The organism is Nocardioides solisilvae (genome assembly GCF_003194625.1).
Taxonomy (GTDB): domain Bacteria; phylum Actinomycetota; class Actinomycetes; order Propionibacteriales; family Nocardioidaceae; genus Nocardioides; species Nocardioides solisilvae.
Map to the genome: position 1 here is coordinate 292910 of NZ_QHKX01000003.1, position 16549 is coordinate 309458.

13 protein-coding genes are annotated in these 16549 nt (G+C 72.5%); 4 read left to right on the forward strand and 9 right to left on the reverse strand.

Going from position 1 to position 16549, the window contains the following annotated elements; translation table 11 throughout:
• The first annotated feature begins 50 nt into the window (after positions 1–50).
• The gene (locus DNK53_RS12725) at positions 51–785 is read left to right on the forward strand and encodes a DUF3105 domain-containing protein (RefSeq protein ID WP_110182712.1); all 735 of its coding nucleotides are present in this window, start codon (positions 51–53) and stop codon (positions 783–785) included.
• A gap of 34 nt (positions 786–819) precedes the next feature.
• On the opposite strand, the gene DNK53_RS12730 is transcribed toward DNK53_RS12725, so the two are convergent.
• Entirely contained in the window at positions 820–1965 is a 1146-nt protein-coding gene (locus DNK53_RS12730; RefSeq protein ID WP_110182713.1) for a mannose-1-phosphate guanylyltransferase, read from the reverse strand.
• A gap of 39 nt (positions 1966–2004) precedes the next feature.
• Between DNK53_RS12730 and DNK53_RS12735 the strand changes: the two genes are divergently transcribed.
• Positions 2005–2721, forward strand: a complete 717-nt coding sequence (locus DNK53_RS12735; RefSeq protein WP_110182714.1) for a TIGR03089 family protein — start codon at positions 2005–2007, stop codon at positions 2719–2721.
• A 1-nt stretch (position 2722) separates the two neighbouring features.
• Here DNK53_RS12735 and DNK53_RS12740 read toward each other — a convergent pair whose 3' ends face one another.
• The 8 genes from DNK53_RS12740 to DNK53_RS12775 all read right to left on the reverse strand — a co-directional run bounded on the left by DNK53_RS12740 (position 2723) and on the right by DNK53_RS12775 (position 14182).
• Positions 2723–5518: an FG-GAP-like repeat-containing protein gene (locus tag DNK53_RS12740; RefSeq protein ID WP_110182715.1), complete on the reverse strand. Its 2796-nt coding sequence runs from the start codon at positions 5516–5518 to the stop codon at positions 2723–2725.
• A gap of 204 nt (positions 5519–5722) precedes the next feature.
• Entirely contained in the window at positions 5723–6499 is a 777-nt protein-coding gene (locus tag DNK53_RS12745) for an ABC transporter ATP-binding protein (RefSeq protein WP_110182716.1), read from the reverse strand.
• Complete coding sequence (locus tag DNK53_RS12750; RefSeq protein ID WP_110182717.1) at positions 6499–7395, reverse strand: ABC transporter permease; 897 nt, start codon at positions 7393–7395, stop codon at positions 6499–6501. Before DNK53_RS12750 ends, DNK53_RS12745 begins: the two co-directional genes overlap by 1 nt.
• The gene (locus DNK53_RS12755; RefSeq protein WP_110182718.1) at positions 7392–9437 is read right to left on the reverse strand and encodes a glycosyltransferase; all 2046 of its coding nucleotides are present in this window, start codon (positions 9435–9437) and stop codon (positions 7392–7394) included. The genes DNK53_RS12750 and DNK53_RS12755 overlap by 4 nt, the downstream gene beginning before the upstream one ends.
• Positions 9434–10651, reverse strand: a complete 1218-nt coding sequence (glf, locus tag DNK53_RS12760; protein WP_239456516.1) for a UDP-galactopyranose mutase — start codon at positions 10649–10651, stop codon at positions 9434–9436. Before glf ends, DNK53_RS12755 begins: the two co-directional genes overlap by 4 nt.
• A gap of 37 nt (positions 10652–10688) precedes the next feature.
• Positions 10689–11654 carry a glycosyltransferase family 2 protein gene (locus DNK53_RS12765; RefSeq protein ID WP_110182720.1) on the reverse strand — a complete coding sequence of 322 codons (966 nt, stop codon included), beginning with the start codon at positions 11652–11654 and terminating at the stop codon, positions 10689–10691.
• Positions 11641–12594 (reverse strand): glycosyltransferase, encoded by a 954-nt coding sequence (locus tag DNK53_RS12770; protein WP_239456517.1) that lies wholly within the window; start codon positions 12592–12594, stop codon positions 11641–11643. The genes DNK53_RS12765 and DNK53_RS12770 overlap by 14 nt, the downstream gene beginning before the upstream one ends.
• A 49-nt stretch (positions 12595–12643) precedes the next feature.
• Positions 12644–14182, reverse strand: coding sequence for an LCP family protein (locus DNK53_RS12775; protein ID WP_110182721.1), 1539 nt, complete (start codon positions 14180–14182; stop codon positions 12644–12646).
• A 170-nt stretch (positions 14183–14352) separates the two neighbouring features.
• Here DNK53_RS12775 and DNK53_RS12780 point away from each other — a divergent pair, with 170 nt between their 5' ends.
• Entirely contained in the window at positions 14353–15606 is a 1254-nt protein-coding gene (locus DNK53_RS12780) for an LCP family protein (protein WP_110182722.1), read from the forward strand.
• Positions 15603–16502: a crotonase/enoyl-CoA hydratase family protein gene (locus DNK53_RS12785; RefSeq protein ID WP_110182723.1), complete on the forward strand. Its 900-nt coding sequence runs from the start codon at positions 15603–15605 to the stop codon at positions 16500–16502. The genes DNK53_RS12780 and DNK53_RS12785 overlap by 4 nt, the downstream gene beginning before the upstream one ends.
• Positions 16503–16549: the final 47 nt, after the last annotated feature.

A 16549-nucleotide genomic window follows, 5' to 3' on the forward strand; every position in this document is an offset into this window, starting at 1 on the left:
GCCGACCCGCCCCCGGGCGGACCCTGCAGACGAGACGAGGACGCTCCCACGTGGCCAACAAGGACAGGACGAGCCGGCAGGCCGTCATCGACGACATCCGCAAGCAGCAGAAGGCCGCCGAGCGCCGCAAGGGCGGTCTGGTCATCGCCGGCGCCGTGGTGGTCGGCCTGCTCATCATCGGTGCCGCGGCCTGGAAGCCGATCAGCGACCGGCGCGAGCTGAGCCAGTTCGCCGACCAGTCGCTGGCCGAGATCGGGGCGGCCGCCTCGGTCTGCCAGGAGGTCGAGACCAAGGAGGCCTCGGGCAGCCAGGACCACGTGCCCGAGGGCACGCCGATCGCCTACGAGGACGCCCCGCCGGCCTTCGGCCAGCACTACGACATCTGGGACAGCATCGACCGGAAGTTCTACACCGACGACCGTCCCGACGTGGGCGAGCTGGTCCACAACCTCGAGCACGGCTACACGCTGCTCTGGTACGACGAGACCGTCGCCGACGACGACGCCCAGATGAAGACGCTGCGCGGGATCGCCAGCAAGTTCGAGAACGACGACAACCTGCGCAACAAGTTCAAGGCCGTGCCGTGGCGCTCCGAGGACGGTGCTGCGTTCCCGAAGGGCCAGCACGTGGCGCTGACCCACTGGTCGGTCGGCGGCGCCGGCAACCAGTCGGCCGACGCGCAGAAGGGCGTCTGGCAGTACTGCTCCGAGCCGAGCGGCGAGGCCCTCGAGCAGTTCATGCGCGACTACCCCTACATGGACTCCCCCGAGCCCGACGCCGTCTGAGTCACCCCGCGGCGCCCCGGTCGGGCGCCGCCCGTCAGGTCAGCTCGTCGTGGCCGTCCTCCTGGAGGGCGGCCACGACGCTCTTGACCTCCTGGGCCCGGGCCCGGGTGGTCACCAGCACGGCGTCCCCGGTGTCCACCACGACGACGTCCTCGAGCCCCACCACCGCGACCGTCCTCCCCCCGGCGGGGACGACGAGGCCGGTGCTGCCCACGCTCCGCACGAGGGAGCGGTCGCCGAGCACGACGACCCCGGGGGTCTCCGCGTCGGCCGTCCCCGGCCGCCCACCGGCGCCGAGCAGCTCGCCGAGCGAGGCGAAGTCGCCCACGTCGTCCCACCCGAAGCGCCCGGGCACGACCGCGACCCGTCCGGCGGCCGCGGCCGGCTCCGCGACGGCGTGGTCGATGGCGATCCGCGGCAGGGTCGGCCACACCTCGGCCAGGCTGGCGGGCTCGGCGGCGATGGCGCGCAGCGCGGCGGCGAAGGCGGCGTCCTGCTCCGCGAGCAGGTCGAGCAGCACCGTCGGGCGGACCACGAACATCCCGGCGTTCCACCGGTAGCCGCGGTCCACGTAGCCCGCTGCCACGTCGGCCGACGGCTTCTCCACGAACTCGACGACCCGGCGGGCGGCCAGCCCCGGCAGCTCGTCGCCCGGGCGCACGTAGCCGAAGCCGGTGGCGGGGTGGGTCGGCTCGATCCCGATCGTCACCAGCCACCCGTCCCGGGCCGCGGCGTGGGCGGCGCCCACCGCGTCGGCGAAGGCGTCCTCGTCGGTGATCACGTGGTCGGCCGCGAAGGAGCCCATGACGGCGTCGGGGTCCCGCCGCTCCAGGAGCGCGGCGGCCAGCCCGATGGCGGCCATCGAGTCCCGGGCCGACGGCTCGGCGACCACGTCGTCGGGGGCCAGCCCGTCGAGCTGGTCGAGCACCGCGTCGCGGTGGGCCTCCCCCGTCACCACCAGCGCCCCGCCGCCGGTGAGCGGGGCGAGACGGTCGAGCGTCCCCTGCAGCAGGGTGCGTCCCGAGCCGGTCAGGTCCAGCAGGAACTTCGGCGCCCGCCGGCGCGAGAGCGGCCAGAGCCGGGTCCCCGCGCCGCCGGCCGGGACGACCGCCCAGAACCCGTCCAGGGGCGGCCGGGATCGCACGGCCTGGTCGGGGTCCGGCTGCGGGGTCCGTGTCATGGCCGCGAGGGTAGACGACCGGCCGTCTAGGCTGGGCCGGTGCCCACGTTCGCCTCCGTCCTCGCCGACCAGCTGCGCCGCGACCCCGGTCGCCCGCTCGTCACCTTCTACGACCACGCCACCGGGGAGCGGGTGGAGCTCTCTGTGACGACGTACGCCAACTGGGTCGCCAAGGTCTCCGGCCTCCTGGTCGACGAGTGCGGGCTGGAGCGCGGCATGCGGCTGCGGGTCGACCTGCCCACCCACTGGCTGGGCCCGGTCTTCCTCGGCGCCGCGTGGACGACGGGTCTGGTCGTGGTCGACGGGGAGCCCGCCGACGCGGTGGTCTGCGGACCCGCGACGGTGGCCGAGCACGGCCCCACGGCCGGCGACCGACCGGTGCTGGCCTGCAGCCTGCTGCCGCTCGGCGTGCGGTTCGCCGACCCCCTGCCGCCCGGCGTCCTCGACGTCGGCGTGGAGGTGTGGGGACAGCCCGACGCCTTCGCCCCGTGGGACCCGCCCACCGACGACGACGAGGCCCTCCCCGGGACCAGCCAGGCCCAGCTCGTGGCGACGGCCGCCGCCGGGAGTCTCCTCACCGACGGCGGCCGCCTCCTCGCCGTGACGAACCCGACTTCCCCATCAGGTGTCGTCACCTTCACCGAACCGCTCGTGCGCGGCGGCTCGGTGGTGCTCGTGGCCCACCCCGACCCCGACCGGCTGGCGGTGACCGCCCGCGACGAGCGGGTCACGGCAGGGCCGGCGGCGGGCGCCTGACTCAGCCCGCCAGGTCGTAGGCCCCCATCCCCTCGCCGAGCAGCCGACGACCCTTGAGGCCCTTGGCGCTGCCGTTGACGAGGTAGAGCCGGCCGGTGGCGGCCTCCCGCACGACCAGGTCGGTCCGCGGCCCGAGCTGCGCGTCGGCGATCGGCACCTGCCAGTCGTAGGGCGACAGGTCGTACGACGGGTTCGTCCGGGCGGCCAGCCGGGCCGCTGCCCGGCTGAGGCCGGTGGCGGCCACCGGGTCCAGGACCGGGGCGTTGCCCTGGCCGCGGTAGAGCAGGAGCGACCCGTCGCCCAGGGTCCGCATCAGGTCCGGGTACCCGTCGCCGGTGACGTCGCCGACGGCCTCGACGGCCTCGCCGGCCGGCCACCCCATGCCGATCTCGGAAGGTGCGGCCAGCTGGCCCTGGCCGTTGCCGTGCCACAGGAGCAGGCGGCCGTCGGTCTGCCGGGTGACGACGTCGCCGAAGCCGTCCCGGTCCCAGTCCCCCGCGTTGAGCACGAGGTTGGAGCCGGAGAGGTCGGCACCGGTGTCGATCGGGGCCGCGAGGTCGAAGGTGCCACGGTGCGGCACGACCACCACGGAGCCGCCCTTGCGCGCCACCAGGTCGGGGGCGGGACCGTCGGCGACCTGGGCCACCGAGAGGCCGCTGAGCCGCGGCAGGTTGGCCAGCGGGCCGAGCGGCTGGCCGAAGGACCCGTCGCCGACGCCGGCCAGGACGTAGACCTTGCCCTTGCGCTCCCGCACCACCAGGTCCGGACGGCCGTCACCGGTGAGGTCGGCACCGCCCACGAGCTGGTTGTAGCCGCCCCACGAGCCGGGCGTCTTCCGCGCCCCGCCGAAGCTGGCCGGCCCGTTCCCGAACCGGGTCCAGACCTGGCCCTTGCGGTCCCGGCCGAGGAGGTCGGGCCGTCCGTCGGCGTTGATGTCGCCGACGCCGACCAGCCTGGTATAGCGCCCCCATGAACGCCCCAGGCTCACCCGGCTGAACCCGCCCTTGGCGGTCCCGAGGAAGGCCACCGCCTCGCGGGAGCGCTTCACCCGTGCCACGAGGTCGTGGCGCCCGTCGCCGTTGATGTCGCCGGCCGGGGTGAGCAGCCGGACGTCGCGCATCGTCTTCACGGTGCGCACGGGCTTGCGGAACCCGCCCTTGCCGTTGCCGGGCCGGACCTTGCCGCCCTGGCGCGAGGTGGCGACGAGGTCGGCGACGCCGTCGCCCGTGACGTCCGGGGAGACGACCACGTCGGTCGCCCCGCCCCAGCCCTTCCGGAACAGGGTCCGGGTCCGGGTGAAGGCGGCGAGGCCGCCCGTGGGGAGCACGAAGCCGCGACCGTCCGCGGCGCGGCGTACCACGAGGTCCGGGTGCGGCGACCCGACCAGGTTGGAGCTGAGCGCGGCCTCCTCGTAGGTCGTCACCGGGACGGTCGGCTCCTGGGTCGCCGGGGTCGCCGACGCGGCGGCCTGGCGGATCGCCGGGAGCTGGGCGTAGAGGTAGCGGCCGGGGCAGGCGGTGCTGCCGGCGTCGCGGTGGCCGTTGATGGCCGGGAAGACCTTGCGGCCGACCTGCTGCGCGGTCGCCGTCGGGTCGACCCCGTGGAGCCCCAGCTTCCAGGCGAAGAGCTGCCCGTACGCCGCGATCATCTCGCTCGGCGGCTGCACGGTCTCGAAGTTGCCGATGGCCGACATCGCGAAGGCGTAGTCGTTGTAGCCGAGCGTGTGCGCCCCGACCACGGCCTTGTCGACGCCGCCGAAGCGGCCCTCCCAGATCCGGCCGAACCGGTCGACGAGGAAGTTGTAGCCGATGTCGCTCCAGCCGCGCGAGCGCGTGTGGTAGGCGTAGATGCTCCGGATGATGCCCGGCACCTGCTCGGCGGTGTAGTCGTTGGCGTTGACCGTGTGGTGCACGAAGCCGGCGCTGATGGTGCCGTAGCGCAGCGACGACTTGTCGCGCATCCGCTCGTCGGCGCCCCACTGCGCCCGGGAGTAGATGGTGGGCATGGCGGGCACGCGCTTCTTCGCGGCCTGCAGGACCACGGCGTCACCCTGGGTGTCGCCCGCGGCGTCGCCCGCGCTCTCGACCGGGGCCGGGGCGCCGGTGGCCGGGGGGGCCGCGTGCGCGGCGACCTCACCGTCGGCGCCGAGCGCCGGCGCCTCCTCGCGCACCTGCTCGGCCTCCCCGGGGTCGACGACGGCGAGGGAGAGGTCCGCGGGCAGCTCGGTGCCGGCAGCGGCCCGGACCTGGACCTTCTCGACGTCGCCCACGACGAGCGGGTCGGTGCCCGGGCGGGCCGTGGCGGCGTCGGGGCTGCCCGGCTCGGGGGCGTGGTCGTCGTGGAACTCCAGCGCCGTCCAGTCGCCCCAGCCGTCCTCGGTGCGGGAACGGACCTCGATGGCCAGGTCGTCCTCGTCGACCTCCGCGCCCGCCTCCCAGGTGACGCCCACGGCGCCGTACCCCTCGACGGGGGCCGTGGCGACGGCCTCGGGAGCGGTGGCCGCGTCGCCCGCCTCGCCGCCCAGGGGGTCCCCACCCTGCGACGGCTCGGCCTGAGCGGCCGGCGCCGGCGTGAGCGAGTACTCGGTGACCTCGGGGTCCACCACGTCGGCGGGGACCTCCGCCGAGGAGAGGACGGCCGGCGACGGTGCACCGGCGGCCGAGGCGCCCGGGGCGGGCGCCTGGCCCACGACCTCCAGGCTCATCACGTTGGCGGCGGGGGTCAGGACGGCAAGCACCACGCCGAGCGCCAGCAGCTGCTGACAGGCGGTGATGAACCGGGCGTGATTCGAAGGCATTCTTGGCTGCTCCAGTGCGGGGGAAGGTCACACGAGTAGCAAGTTTCACACCAGTCACAGGGGTGCAGGCAAGCGGTTCTGAGTAACTACAACGCTGTAATTTCCAGTCGCCACGCCGACAGAATCAAGATTTGTCAACTTCCCACCAGTCACAGGAGCCCCAGGAGGCTCCACCGGGTCCCGAGCTCGGAGCCGGCGGCCAGGTCAGATGTCGGCGCCGAGCCCGTCGTCGTCGCCCTTGCCGTCGCCGTCCTCGTCGTCGTCGTAGTGGAGGAACTTGATGCCCTCGTCCACGTCGCCGTCGAAGGTGAGCCGGCCCTTCTCCAGGACCAGGACCCGGCTGCAGAGCTTGCGCACCGACCCGGGCGCGTGGCTGACGTAGAAGATCGTCGTGCCCGCCTGGCGGATCTCGTCCATCTTGGTCTTGCACTTGCGCTTGAAGGGCCGGTCCCCCACCGCCAGCGCCTCGTCGGCGATGAAGATGTCGGAGTCGACGTGGATGGCCACGGCGAAGCCGAGCCGGGCCTTCATGCCCGAGCTGTAGTAGGCGACCGCCGTGTCCAGGAAGTCGCCGAGCTCGGCGAACTCCACGATCTCGTCGAACTTGCGTGCGGTCTCCGCCCGGCTCATCCCGAGGATGGCCGCGTTGAGCAGGAGGTTCTCGCGGCCGGTGAGCTGCATGTCGAAGCCGGCCCCGGTGGCGATCAGGCCGGCGATCCGCCCGCGGGTCAGGACGGTGCCGGCGTCGGGCCGCATCACTCCGCTGATCATCTTCAGCAGCGTCGACTTGCCCGAGCCGTTCAGCCCCATGAGGCCGATCGACTCCCCCTCCTCCACCGTGAAGCTGACGTCGTCGACGGCGTTGAAGGTGTCGTGGGTCTTCTGCCCGCGCAGGCGGGCGAGCGCGATCTGCTTCAGCGAGCGGTGGTACTGCATCGTGAAGGACTTGGTCGCGTGGTGGACCTCGATGTAGTTGGCCATCAGAGGCGCTCCGGGACGCGCTTCTCGAACTTGGTGAACCACCGCTGCGCGAGCGCGAGGAGCACCACGGAGACCATCACCATGACGATCCCGCGGGTCCACAGGTGGTCGGGCATGTGCAGGGCGGCGGTGGCCGTCGGGTCGTCGGTGGTCCCGACCCAGAAGCACCGCTGGATGAGCAGCACGGCCTCCGCGACCGGGTTGTAGAGGTAGATCTTGGCCCCCGTCTCGCCGAAGCGGTCCTGGACCAGCGTGAAGGGGTAGAGCATCGGCACGCTGAACGTCACGAACTGGGACAGCGTCTGCACCACCTTGCCGAAGTCCCGGAAGAAGACGTTGGAGACGCTGAAGAAGAGCGCCAGCGCCAGCCCGAGCAGCAGGATCAGGGTGAAGCCGAGGAGTCCTGCGGCGAGCCCGAGCAGGTCGGGGCGCCAGCCGGTGAGGAAGCACGCGATCACGAGGATCAGCAGCATCGGCCCCGTGTGCCACAGCGAGACCAGCATCCGCGCCACCGGGAAGAGCTCCTTGGGCATGGCCAGCTTGGTGATCAGGCTGCGGTTGGAGACCAGCGACTGCGTCCCGCCCGCGAACGTCTCGGTGAAGAAGTGGACCAGCACCATCCCGGCGAACAGGTGGATGGCGAAGTTCTCCATCCCGCTGCCGCGGCCGATCATCACCTGGAAGACGAAGTAGAACATCAGGAACCGGACGAGCGGCTGGAGGTAGCTCCAGGCCCACCCGAGGACCGTGCCCTGGTACCGCGACTGGATCGTGTTGCGGACCAGCATGCCGAGCAGGTAGCGCTGCCGGAAGACCTCGAGGAGGCCCGACCCCGCCGCCGGCGGCGCCAGCGGGGGCAGGTCGGGCCTCTCGGATCGCGAGGGGCTCGCCGTCATCGCGTCGTCGCGGCCGGCTCGGCAGCGTCGTCCGCCTCGTCGAGCCACGGCTCGAAGGTCTTCGCCCACTGCTCGGGCGAGGTCACCTCGGCGAGCGCCGCGCGGTACTCGGCGGCCAGGCGCGGCCACTCGCGGTGCAGGCGGAGGTGGATGTCGACGGTGCGGCGCAGCAGGTCCTTGTAGAGCTCGGGGTCCCGCTGGTAGAGCGCGACCGAGGAGCCGTCGTTCATCGAGACCACCACCGAGTCGTACTTGACCAGGTTGAACCACGCCGAGTCCATGGCGGTGAGCTCCGCCTCGGGGTTGGTCCGCGACATCTGGCGCACCGGACGCAGCTGCCGGATCGGGGCGAGCCCGGCCTGGACCAGCGTGCTCAGCCGGCCCGGGATCTCGATGTCGCTCTTGCCCTTCTTCGGCGGCTTCTTGCGCCGCACCGGCGGCAGCTCGTCCCGATCGACGTGCAGCTGGGCGTCGCTGAACTGCTTGCGGAAGGCGTTGACCTCCCCCAGCTTGGTCGGCAGGTCGGCGTGCAGCCGGCGCGGGCCGGCCAGCACGTCCTCCAGCGCGCGGTGCCGCAGCTCCGCGGTCGAGTACTGCAGCGAGGCGAGGTGCTTGACCTGGTGGTTGAAGCTCTCGCGGACCATCCGGCCACCCCGCTCGTACGGCGAGTGGAGCAGCGCGGCGACGAACCGGTTGCGCTGGTGGAAGTAGGCCTGCCAGTCGACGCCGTCGTTCTTGTCCGACCACGGGACGTGCCAGACCGCGGCGCCCGGGAAGGTCACCGTGGGGTAGCCCGCCGCCTTGGCCCGCAGGCCGAACTCGGAGTCGTCCCACTTGATGAAGAGCGGCAGCGAGAGCCCGACCTCCTCGAGCACCACGCGCGGGATCAGGCACATGAACCAGCCGTTGAAGTCGACGTCGGCCCGCTTGTGCAGCCACCGTGACGAGCGCAGGTTGCGCGCGGCGAAGTCCCAGTCGCTGTAGCCGTCGAGGCGGGTCTGCCACCAGAACCGCCACGGCTGGACGATCTCGCCGAAGGAGTGCAGCCGCGAGCGGCTGTAGATGTTGAACATGTGGCCGCCCACGATGGTCGGCTTCTTGGCGAGGTCGGCGAAGGTGACCGCCCGCACCACGCCTTCGGGCTCGCAGACGACGTCGTCGTCCATCATCAGCGAGTAGGTCGCGGTGCCCTTGCGGACGGACTCGAGCTGGCCCCGGGCGTAGCCGCCGGACCCGCCGAGGTTGCCCTGGACCAGCACCCGCAGCGAGTCGCCGAGCGCCGCCTCGGCCGCGGGGAAGAACTCCGACTCCGTGACCGGCTGGGTGCCCTGCTCCATCACCATCACGGTGTCGAGGTAGGGACGCAGCACCTCGTCCTCGGCGAGCTGGCCCAGCAGCTTGGCGCAGAAGTCGGGCCGGTTCATCGTGGTGATGCAGATGTCGGTGGTGCCGTGCTCGGCCCGGTCGGCGGGGACCAGGGCGGTCCACTCGGCGGACTCCACCACGGCGTCCTCGTCACCGGCCACGACGTCGTACCAGTACCAGCCGCCGTCGACGAAGGGCACCAGCGTCAGGTCGAAGGTGAAGGTGGACGCCTCCCCCGACCCCTCGACGGTGACCGCGTCGACGCGCTGGGAGTGGCCCCGCGCCATCGACTTGTTGACCACCAGCATCGCGCCGCGACCGCTGAGCCGCACCGTGAGCGTCACCTTCTCCACGACCGTCCAGCGACGCCAGTACGACGCCGGGAAGGCGTTGAAGTAGGTGCCGAAGGAGATCGACTGGCCCTGGTTCACCCGCACCGCCGTGCGGGACAGGATCTGCTCGGGGTGCAGCGAGCGGCCGGTCGAGGTCGACTGGCGGATCTGGGCGTTGTTGAGGTCCTTGGCCGCCTTGTTGCCACCGATCTCGTGCCGGTCGGTGTCGAGGCGGGCCTCCTCGAGGTCCACGTAGAGCGGGAAGACGCCCGGGTCCCGGTCCAGCGGGAAGACCTGGCGCTGGAGCAGCCGGCTGACGCCCTCGGCTCCTGTCGAGACCGTCATTCGTCGACTCCTCCGCTGGTGAGCTGCGCGCCGTCGGCGAAGTGCGGGCGCAGCTTGTTGTCGTACATGGAGAGGGCAGCGCCGATCGCCATGTGCATGTCGAGGTACTTGTAGGTGCCGAGCCGGCCGCCGAAGAGGACCAGCGGCTCGGACTTCGCCAGCTCGCGGTAGCGCAGCAGCTTGGCCCGGTCGTCGGCGGTGTTGACCGGGTAGTAGGGCTCGTCGCCCTCCTCGGCGAAGCGGCTGTACTCGTGGACCACGATGGTCCTGCCGGCGAGGTGCTTGCGCTCGGGGTGCAGGTGCTTGAACTCCAGCACGCGGGTGTACGGGACCTCCTGGTCGTTGGCGTTGACCACGCCGGTGCCCTGGAAGTCGTCGACGTCGAGCGTCTCCTGCTCGAGGTCGATGGTGCGCCACGACAGGCGGCCCTCGGAGTGGTCGAAGTACTCGTCGACCGGGCCGGTGTAGACGATCGGGACCTTGCCGGTGAACCGCTCGCGCAGCCCCGTGGCGGGGTCGAGGAAGTCGGTGTCCAGCAGCACCTCGATGTTGGGGTGCTCGGCCATTCGGGTCAGCCACGCGGTGTAGCCGTCGACCGGGAGCCCCTCCCAGGTGTCGTTGAAGTAGCGGTTGTCGAAGGTGTAGCGCACCGGCAGCCGCGTGATGATGTCGGCGCTCAGCTCCTTCGGGTCGGTCTGCCACTGCTTGGCGGTGTACCCCTTGACGAAGGCCTCGTAGAGCGGGCGCCCGATCAGGGAGATCGCCTTCTCCTCGAGGTTGGTGGCGTCCTCGGTGGCGATCTCGCTGGCCTGCTCGGCGATCAGCGCGCGCGCCTCGTCGGGGGTGTGCGACTTGCCGAAGAACTGGTTGATCAGCCCCAGGTTCATCGGGAAGGAGTAGACCTGCCCCTGGTACTTGGCGAAGACCCGGTGCTGGTAGTTGGTGAAGTCGGTGAACCGGTTGACGTACTCCCACACCCGGCGGTTGGAGGTGTGGAAGAGGTGGGTGCCGTACTTGTGCACCTCGATCCCGGTCTCCTCGTCGAACTCGCTGTAGGCGTTGCCGCCCAGGTGGGAGCGCCGCTCCACGACGAGCACCTTCAGCCCCAGGTCGTTCGCGCACCGCTCGGCGACGGTGAGGCCGAAGAACCCGGAGCCGACGACCACCAGGTCGGGGGTCTCGGGACGCTCGGTGGACGGGTCGGACTCGGTCAAAGGGTGCTCCTCAGCATCTCGGCAAGCGGCCATGAGTCTAGCCACGGGGACGGGCGGGACCCGGCACCGCGCGCATGCCCCGGGCGTCCCTCATGGCGCGGATCACGTTGCGGGCCTCGGCCCGCCCGCCGCGCAGGGGGCTGAGCAGGGCGACGGCCAGCGCGACGAGGTAGGGCTTGGCGCGGACGGCCGCGTTGCCGCCGTACCGCAGGTGCACGACGAAGAGGTTGCGGTACATGTAGTACCCCTTCCAGCCCGCCAGGTCGTGCTGCTGGTTGAAGTCGAGCTGGCGCACCAGCACCGCGTCGCGGACGGCGACGATGGGGAAGCCGGCCCGCCGCGCGCGGACCGCGTAGTCGACGTCGTCGTAGAAGATGAAGAACGACGGGTCGGGCAGCCCGACCGCGTCGACCACCTCGCGGCTCACCATGAACCCCTCGAAGGCGACGTTCTCCACCGGGACGGACTCCGGCATCTCGGCACGGCTGGCGTACGTCGAGTCGACGCTCGCCGTCTTCGGCCGCACGGCGAGCGGGTTGTCCAGGTCGAAGCGGATCGCCGCCTTCTCGACCAGCGCCCCCGAGAGGTCCTCGCGCACCGCCATGAGGCAGGGCTCGGGGCGCGCCAGCAGCGTCGCCAGGCAGTCGGGCGCCGGGACGACGTCGTCGTCCATCAGCCAGATCCGGTCGTGGCCCGCCTCGTGGGCGGCCCGGGTGCCGGCGTGGAACCCCCCGGCGCCGCCGAGGTTCTCGGTCATCGAGAGCACGGTGAGGGGCAGGTCGGTGCGCGCCGCCAGGACGCGGGCCGTGTGGTCGGTGCTGGCGTTGTCGACGACCACGACCTCCGCCGGGCGGACCGTCTGGGCCGCGAGGCCGTCGAGCATCCGCTCCAGCAGGTCGGCCCGGTTGTAGGTGACGACGACGACCGCGGCGCTGGGCAGACCGGTCGGTGTCGGGGCCGTCGGGTCGGGGGTGGGAGCGGGGGTGGGGTCAGGCGCGGCCATCGAGGAACCTCCGGTGACCGGTGAAGTCGCCGCGCAGGCCGTCGCGCATCGCTCCGACGCTCAGCCGCAGCCGGGCGGGGTCGCGACGAGTGACGAGGTAGAACCAGGCGGTCTTCACCACGAAGGCGGCGGCGTGCGCCCAGCCCCGGTAGTCGCGCAGGTTGACCAGGTTGTTGCGGGCCATGCAGTAGTGCTTGAGGTCGCTGGGGCTGTGGTTGTAGGTCGTGCGGCCCCACATCATCGGGGTGCCGAGCTCCCCCACCGCGGGATGCCGGACGACGGCGTCCACCACGGTGGCGACCCGGGCGCCGGCCCGCTCGGCGCGCAGCCTGTACTCGTGGTCGTCGCCCCAGATGAAGAACTCCTCGCGGGGCAGCCCGATCCGCTGCACCAGGTCGCGGGTGACGAGCACGCCGTTGAAGGGGATCACCACGTCGCGGATCAGCCGGTCGCGGGCGGCGGCGCGGACGTCGTCGAGGCGACGCACGACGCGGGTGCCGCCCGGCAGCCGGATCGGGAAGACCAGCCGCTCCCCGGCGTCCTCGTCGACGACGAGCGGGCCCCAGAAGTCGAGCTCGCCGGACCGGGCGAGCAGCCGGGCCAGGCAGTCGGGGTCGGGCAGGCCGTCGTCGTCCATCAGCCAGACGAGGTCGGCCCCCTCGGCGACCGCCCACTCGAGCCCGTCGTGGAAGCCGCCGGCGCCCCCGCGGTTGGTGGCGCTCGTGCGGTGCCGCAGCCGGGGACCGTCGACCTCGCGACCGGCCTCGGTCGCGAGCCACTCGGCCGTGCCGTCGGTCGAGGCGTTGTCCAGGACGAGGACCTCGTCGAGGCCGTCGACCTCCCGCAGGCGGGCGACCAGGCGACGGAGCAGCGCGAGGCGGTCGAAGGTCACGACGACGGCCACGACGCGCGGACGGGCCGGCACCTGCTCCTGGGTCACGGCCCACACCCTAGGCCGGTCGCGCCCCCCGCGCCGAGCCGGGACCGCCTCAGCAGGCGGAGCCGAGGTCCTCGGCCTGGTTGGCCGCGTAGCCGGTGCTCAGGGAGCCCACCGAGCCGCCCGTGACCGGGGTCGGGGCCGGGGGTGCAGGCGCGGGCGCCGCCTCCTCGGGGGCCGCCTCGACGACGCTCCCCTCCTCCTGGGCCGGCGCGGGCTCGGGCTCGGGCTTCGGGGAGGGCTTGCGCCCCTCGGCCCGGTCGAGCGCCGCCGTGACGGTCGCGTGGACCAGCGCGATGTCGGGCTCGGCCGTGTTGATCAGCGGCGGGACGAGCGAGACGGTCGACATCTTCTCGTTGCGGGCCTTGAGGGCCAGGTCGAGGAAGCGGTCCACCTCGCTGGTCGGCACGTTGGTCGAGACCATGTCGGTGCCGGCCTTGGCGATGTCCTCGAAGTTGCGCAGCGCCTGCTCCGGGCTGACCTGCTGGAGCATCGCGTTCATCACGCACTTCTGCCGGGCCATCCGCGAGTAGTCGTCGGAGCCGTGGCGGGCCCGCGCGAACCACAGCGTGTCCTGCCCGTTCAGCTTCTTCACGCCCGGCTCGATGTAGTGGAAGTAGGACTCGTGGGGCAGCCCCACCGGGATCCGGTCGCGGACGTTGAGGGTCACCCCGCCGGTGGCGTCGACCAGGTTCTTGAAGCCCTGCAGGTTGACCATCGCCCAGTAGTTCACGTCGAGCCCGGTGATCCCCTCGACGGCCGAGACGGTCGCGTCGATCCCCGGGGTGTCGGAGCCCTTGAAGAGCTCGGTGTGGTCCTGGGCCCACGTGCTGACCCCGTTGAGGTAGCAGCCCTCGCAGTCGAAGCCCTGCGGGAACTGCTCCGCCATCGGCGACCCCTGCTTGAAGGGGAAGTTGGCCATGTTGCGCGGCAGGCCGATCAGCACGGTCCGGCCGGTCTCCTCGTCGATGCTCGCGACGGTGAGCGAGTCGGGGCGCAGGCCCCAGCGGCCGGCCCCGGAGTCGCCGCCCAGCAGCAGCACGTTGTAGCGGCCGTCGTGGGCGTCGACCACCTCGCCGTCGCCGAACATCGTCACGAGGAAGTCGCGCTGGACGCCGACCAGGTGGGCGCCGAAGAGCAGGGTGCCCGCCACGGAGAAGCAGAGCAGGCCGTTGACGCCGACCACCGCGAGCCGGTGGTTCTGCAGCAGCGTGAGCGGCTGCCCCAGCCGCCAGGCGTCCACGAAGAGCAGGGCCCAGCCGACCGCGAGGACCATGAGGACCAGTCGCAGGAGGCCGAGCAGCAGCGGGTTGGAGACCGCCCAGAAGGCGAAGGAGTGCCACAGCAGCGACGCGACCACGGCCAGCGCCGCGACGGTCAGGAGCACCGCCCAGGCCCGTACGGCGACGCGGCCGACGCGGCGGTTGCCCACGACCATCTGGGCGGAGCCGGGCACCAGCAGGGTCATCACCATGAGCGAGACCGCGCGGCGGAACCGGACCCTGGCGGCGCGGTCGCCGATGCCCCCGCCCGGGCGGGGGGTGCCAAAGGGTGGCGTCGCGGGCGAGGAGGGTGACGAGCGGTCGGGCATGGGGGCGGACCTCACTGCTGGGGAAGGTTGGCAGATCCGGTCTCAGTATCACCAGTCACACCGGTCACACCCGTCAACGACGCGGGTCCGGCGTGTCCGACCGGGGCGGTACGACGGGGCGCCCCACCGGGTCCACCGCGCGCGGGAGGGGTCCGGGTAGTTTCGACCCCATGGCTGACCGACCCCGGGGACAGGGGGGCCCCGAGGAGGGCACCCCCGAGTACAACTGGCTCTACGGCTCGAAGGGCGCCCCCTCCGACGACGCGACCCGCGCCGTGCGGCGCCCCGAGCGCGGCCGTCCGGCCTCCGCCGACGCCCGCGAGCAGGCCGACCGGACCCGGATGATGCCCGCGGCCCAGGGCACCCCCTCCCGCGGCGCGGCCGCGCCCCCGTCGGCGCCCGCACCCTCCGCGCCGCCCTCCGAACCGCCCGCCCGCGGTCGCCGCGGCCGCGGTCCCCGGCTCCCCCGTCGCCCGCGGCTCGGGGTCTTCCGGGTGCTGCGCTGGCTGCTGCTGCTCTGGCTGGTCTTCCTGGTCGCGGTCCCGTTCTGGGCGTGGTCCAAGGTGACGAAGGTCGACGCCGAGCCCGGCGGCGACCGGCCCGGCGAGCAGCCGGGGACGACGTACCTGCTGGTCGGCAGCGACTCGCGCGGCGAACTCACCGAGGAGCAGCGCCGCGACCTCGGGACCGGCGGCGCCAGCAGCCGCCTGGCCGACACCATCATGCTGCTGCACACCGGCGACGGCCCCAACCTGCTCATGTCGATCCCCCGCGACTCGATCGTCGACATCCCCGGGCGCGGCACGTCCAAGATCAACGCCGCCTACGCGTGGGGCGGGCCGAAGCTGATGGTCCGCACGGTCGAGCAGAACACCGGGATCCGGGTCGACCACTACGTGGAGGTCGGGTTCGGCGGCTTCGTCGACATGGTCGACGCCGTCGGCGGCATCGAGATCTGCCCCGAGGCCGCGATGGTGGACCCCGACGCCAACCTCGACATCGAGGCCGGCTGCCAGGACGCGGACGGCAGGACGGCCCTGGGCTACGCCCGGTCGCGCAAGACCTCGGCCGACCTCGGCGACATCAAGCGCGCCGAGCACCAGCGCGAGGTGGTCGCCAAGGTCGGCAGCAAGGCCCTCTCCCCGTGGAGCGTCGCCAACCCGCTGCGCTACTACCGCCTCTCCACCGCGACCGCGGAGTCGTTCAAGGTGGGCGAGGGCAGCAGCCCGCTGGCGATCGCCCAGTTCGGCCTCGCCATGACGAAGGTCGACGGCGAGAGCGGGCTCACCTGCGGCATCCCGATCCGCGACCTCGCGGTGACCTGGGACCCCGAACGCTCCCAGCGCCTCTTCGACCTGATCGTCGCCGACGACACCGACTCGGTCCCCGCCGAGCTCTGCACCCCCTCGGGGCTGCCGCGATGAGCGCCGCGACCCCGGCGTCGTACGACGCCTTCGAGACGCTCACGGTCGAGGTCGACGAGCACGGCGTCGCCCTGCTGACGCTCTCCCGGCCCGACCAGCTCAACTCCTTCACGGTGACGATGGCCGAGGAGCTGGAGCTCTTCTTCACCGCCGCCGCGCTCGACGACGACGTGCGCGCGGTCGTGCTCACCGGCGCCGGGCGCGCCTTCTGCGCCGGCATGGACCTCTCGGCCCAGGGCAACGTCTTCGGGCTCGACGAGTCGCTGGACCCGACGCCGGAGGAGCTGCGCGAGCGGTTCGACGACCCCGAGTGGGCCGACGGGGTGCGCGACACCGGCGGGCGGGTCACCATGGCGATGCACGCCTGCCCCAAGCCCGTGGTCGCCGCGATCAACGGCGCCGCCGTCGGGATCGGCGCCACCATGACGCTCGCCGCCGACCTGCGGCTGGCCTCGACCAAGGCCCGGATCGGCTTCGTCTTCGGCCGGCTCGGGATCGTCCCCGAGGCCTGCTCGACGTGGTTCCTGCCGCGGATCGTCGGCGTCCAGCAGGCGCTGGAGTGGATCTACTCCGCCGAGATCCTCACCGCCGAGCAGGCGCACGCGGGTCGCCTCGTCCGCTCGCTGCACGAGCCCGACGAGCTGGTCCCGGCCGCCCTGGGGCTCGCTCGGTCCTTCGTCGAGGACCGCTCCCCCGTCGCGCTCGGCCTGGCCAAGCAGCTGCTGTACGCCGGCAGCGCGGCGCCGCACCCGCTCGAGGCCCACCTGGCCGACTCGCTGGCGATGTTCCACACCAGCGTCGGCGACGGCAAGGAGGGCGTGGCCGCCTTCCTGGAGAAGCGCGCGCCGCGGTTCACCGGCCGGGCGTCCGAGCTGCCGCGGATCTTCGAGGGGTAGCCCGCCGCCCGTCCCCCTCGGGCCCGTCCTCCACGGTGCACGTCGCA

Bases quoted from the DNA above. Each gene is read 5' to 3' on its own strand.
- DNK53_RS12730 (WP_110182713.1), bottom strand. From the start codon at position 1,965: ATGACACGGACCCCGCAGCCGGACCCCGACCAGGCCGTGCGATCCCGG.
- DNK53_RS12740 (WP_110182715.1), bottom strand. From the start codon at position 5,518: ATGCCTTCGAATCACGCCCGGTTCATCACCGCCTGTCAGCAGCTGCTG.
- DNK53_RS12745 (WP_110182716.1), bottom strand. From the start codon at position 6,499: ATGGCCAACTACATCGAGGTCCACCACGCGACCAAGTCCTTCACGATG.
- DNK53_RS12750 (WP_110182717.1), bottom strand. From the start codon at position 7,395: ATGACGGCGAGCCCCTCGCGATCCGAGAGGCCCGACCTGCCCCCGCTG.
- DNK53_RS12755 (WP_110182718.1), bottom strand. From the start codon at position 9,437: ATGACGGTCTCGACAGGAGCCGAGGGCGTCAGCCGGCTGCTCCAGCGC.
- DNK53_RS12765 (WP_110182720.1), bottom strand. From the start codon at position 11,654: ATGGCCGCGCCTGACCCCACCCCCGCTCCCACCCCCGACCCGACGGCC.
- DNK53_RS12775 (WP_110182721.1), bottom strand. From the start codon at position 14,182: ATGCCCGACCGCTCGTCACCCTCCTCGCCCGCGACGCCACCCTTTGGC.
- DNK53_RS12780 (WP_110182722.1), top strand. From the start codon at position 14,353: ATGGCTGACCGACCCCGGGGACAGGGGGGCCCCGAGGAGGGCACCCCC.
- DNK53_RS12785 (WP_110182723.1), top strand. From the start codon at position 15,603: ATGAGCGCCGCGACCCCGGCGTCGTACGACGCCTTCGAGACGCTCACG.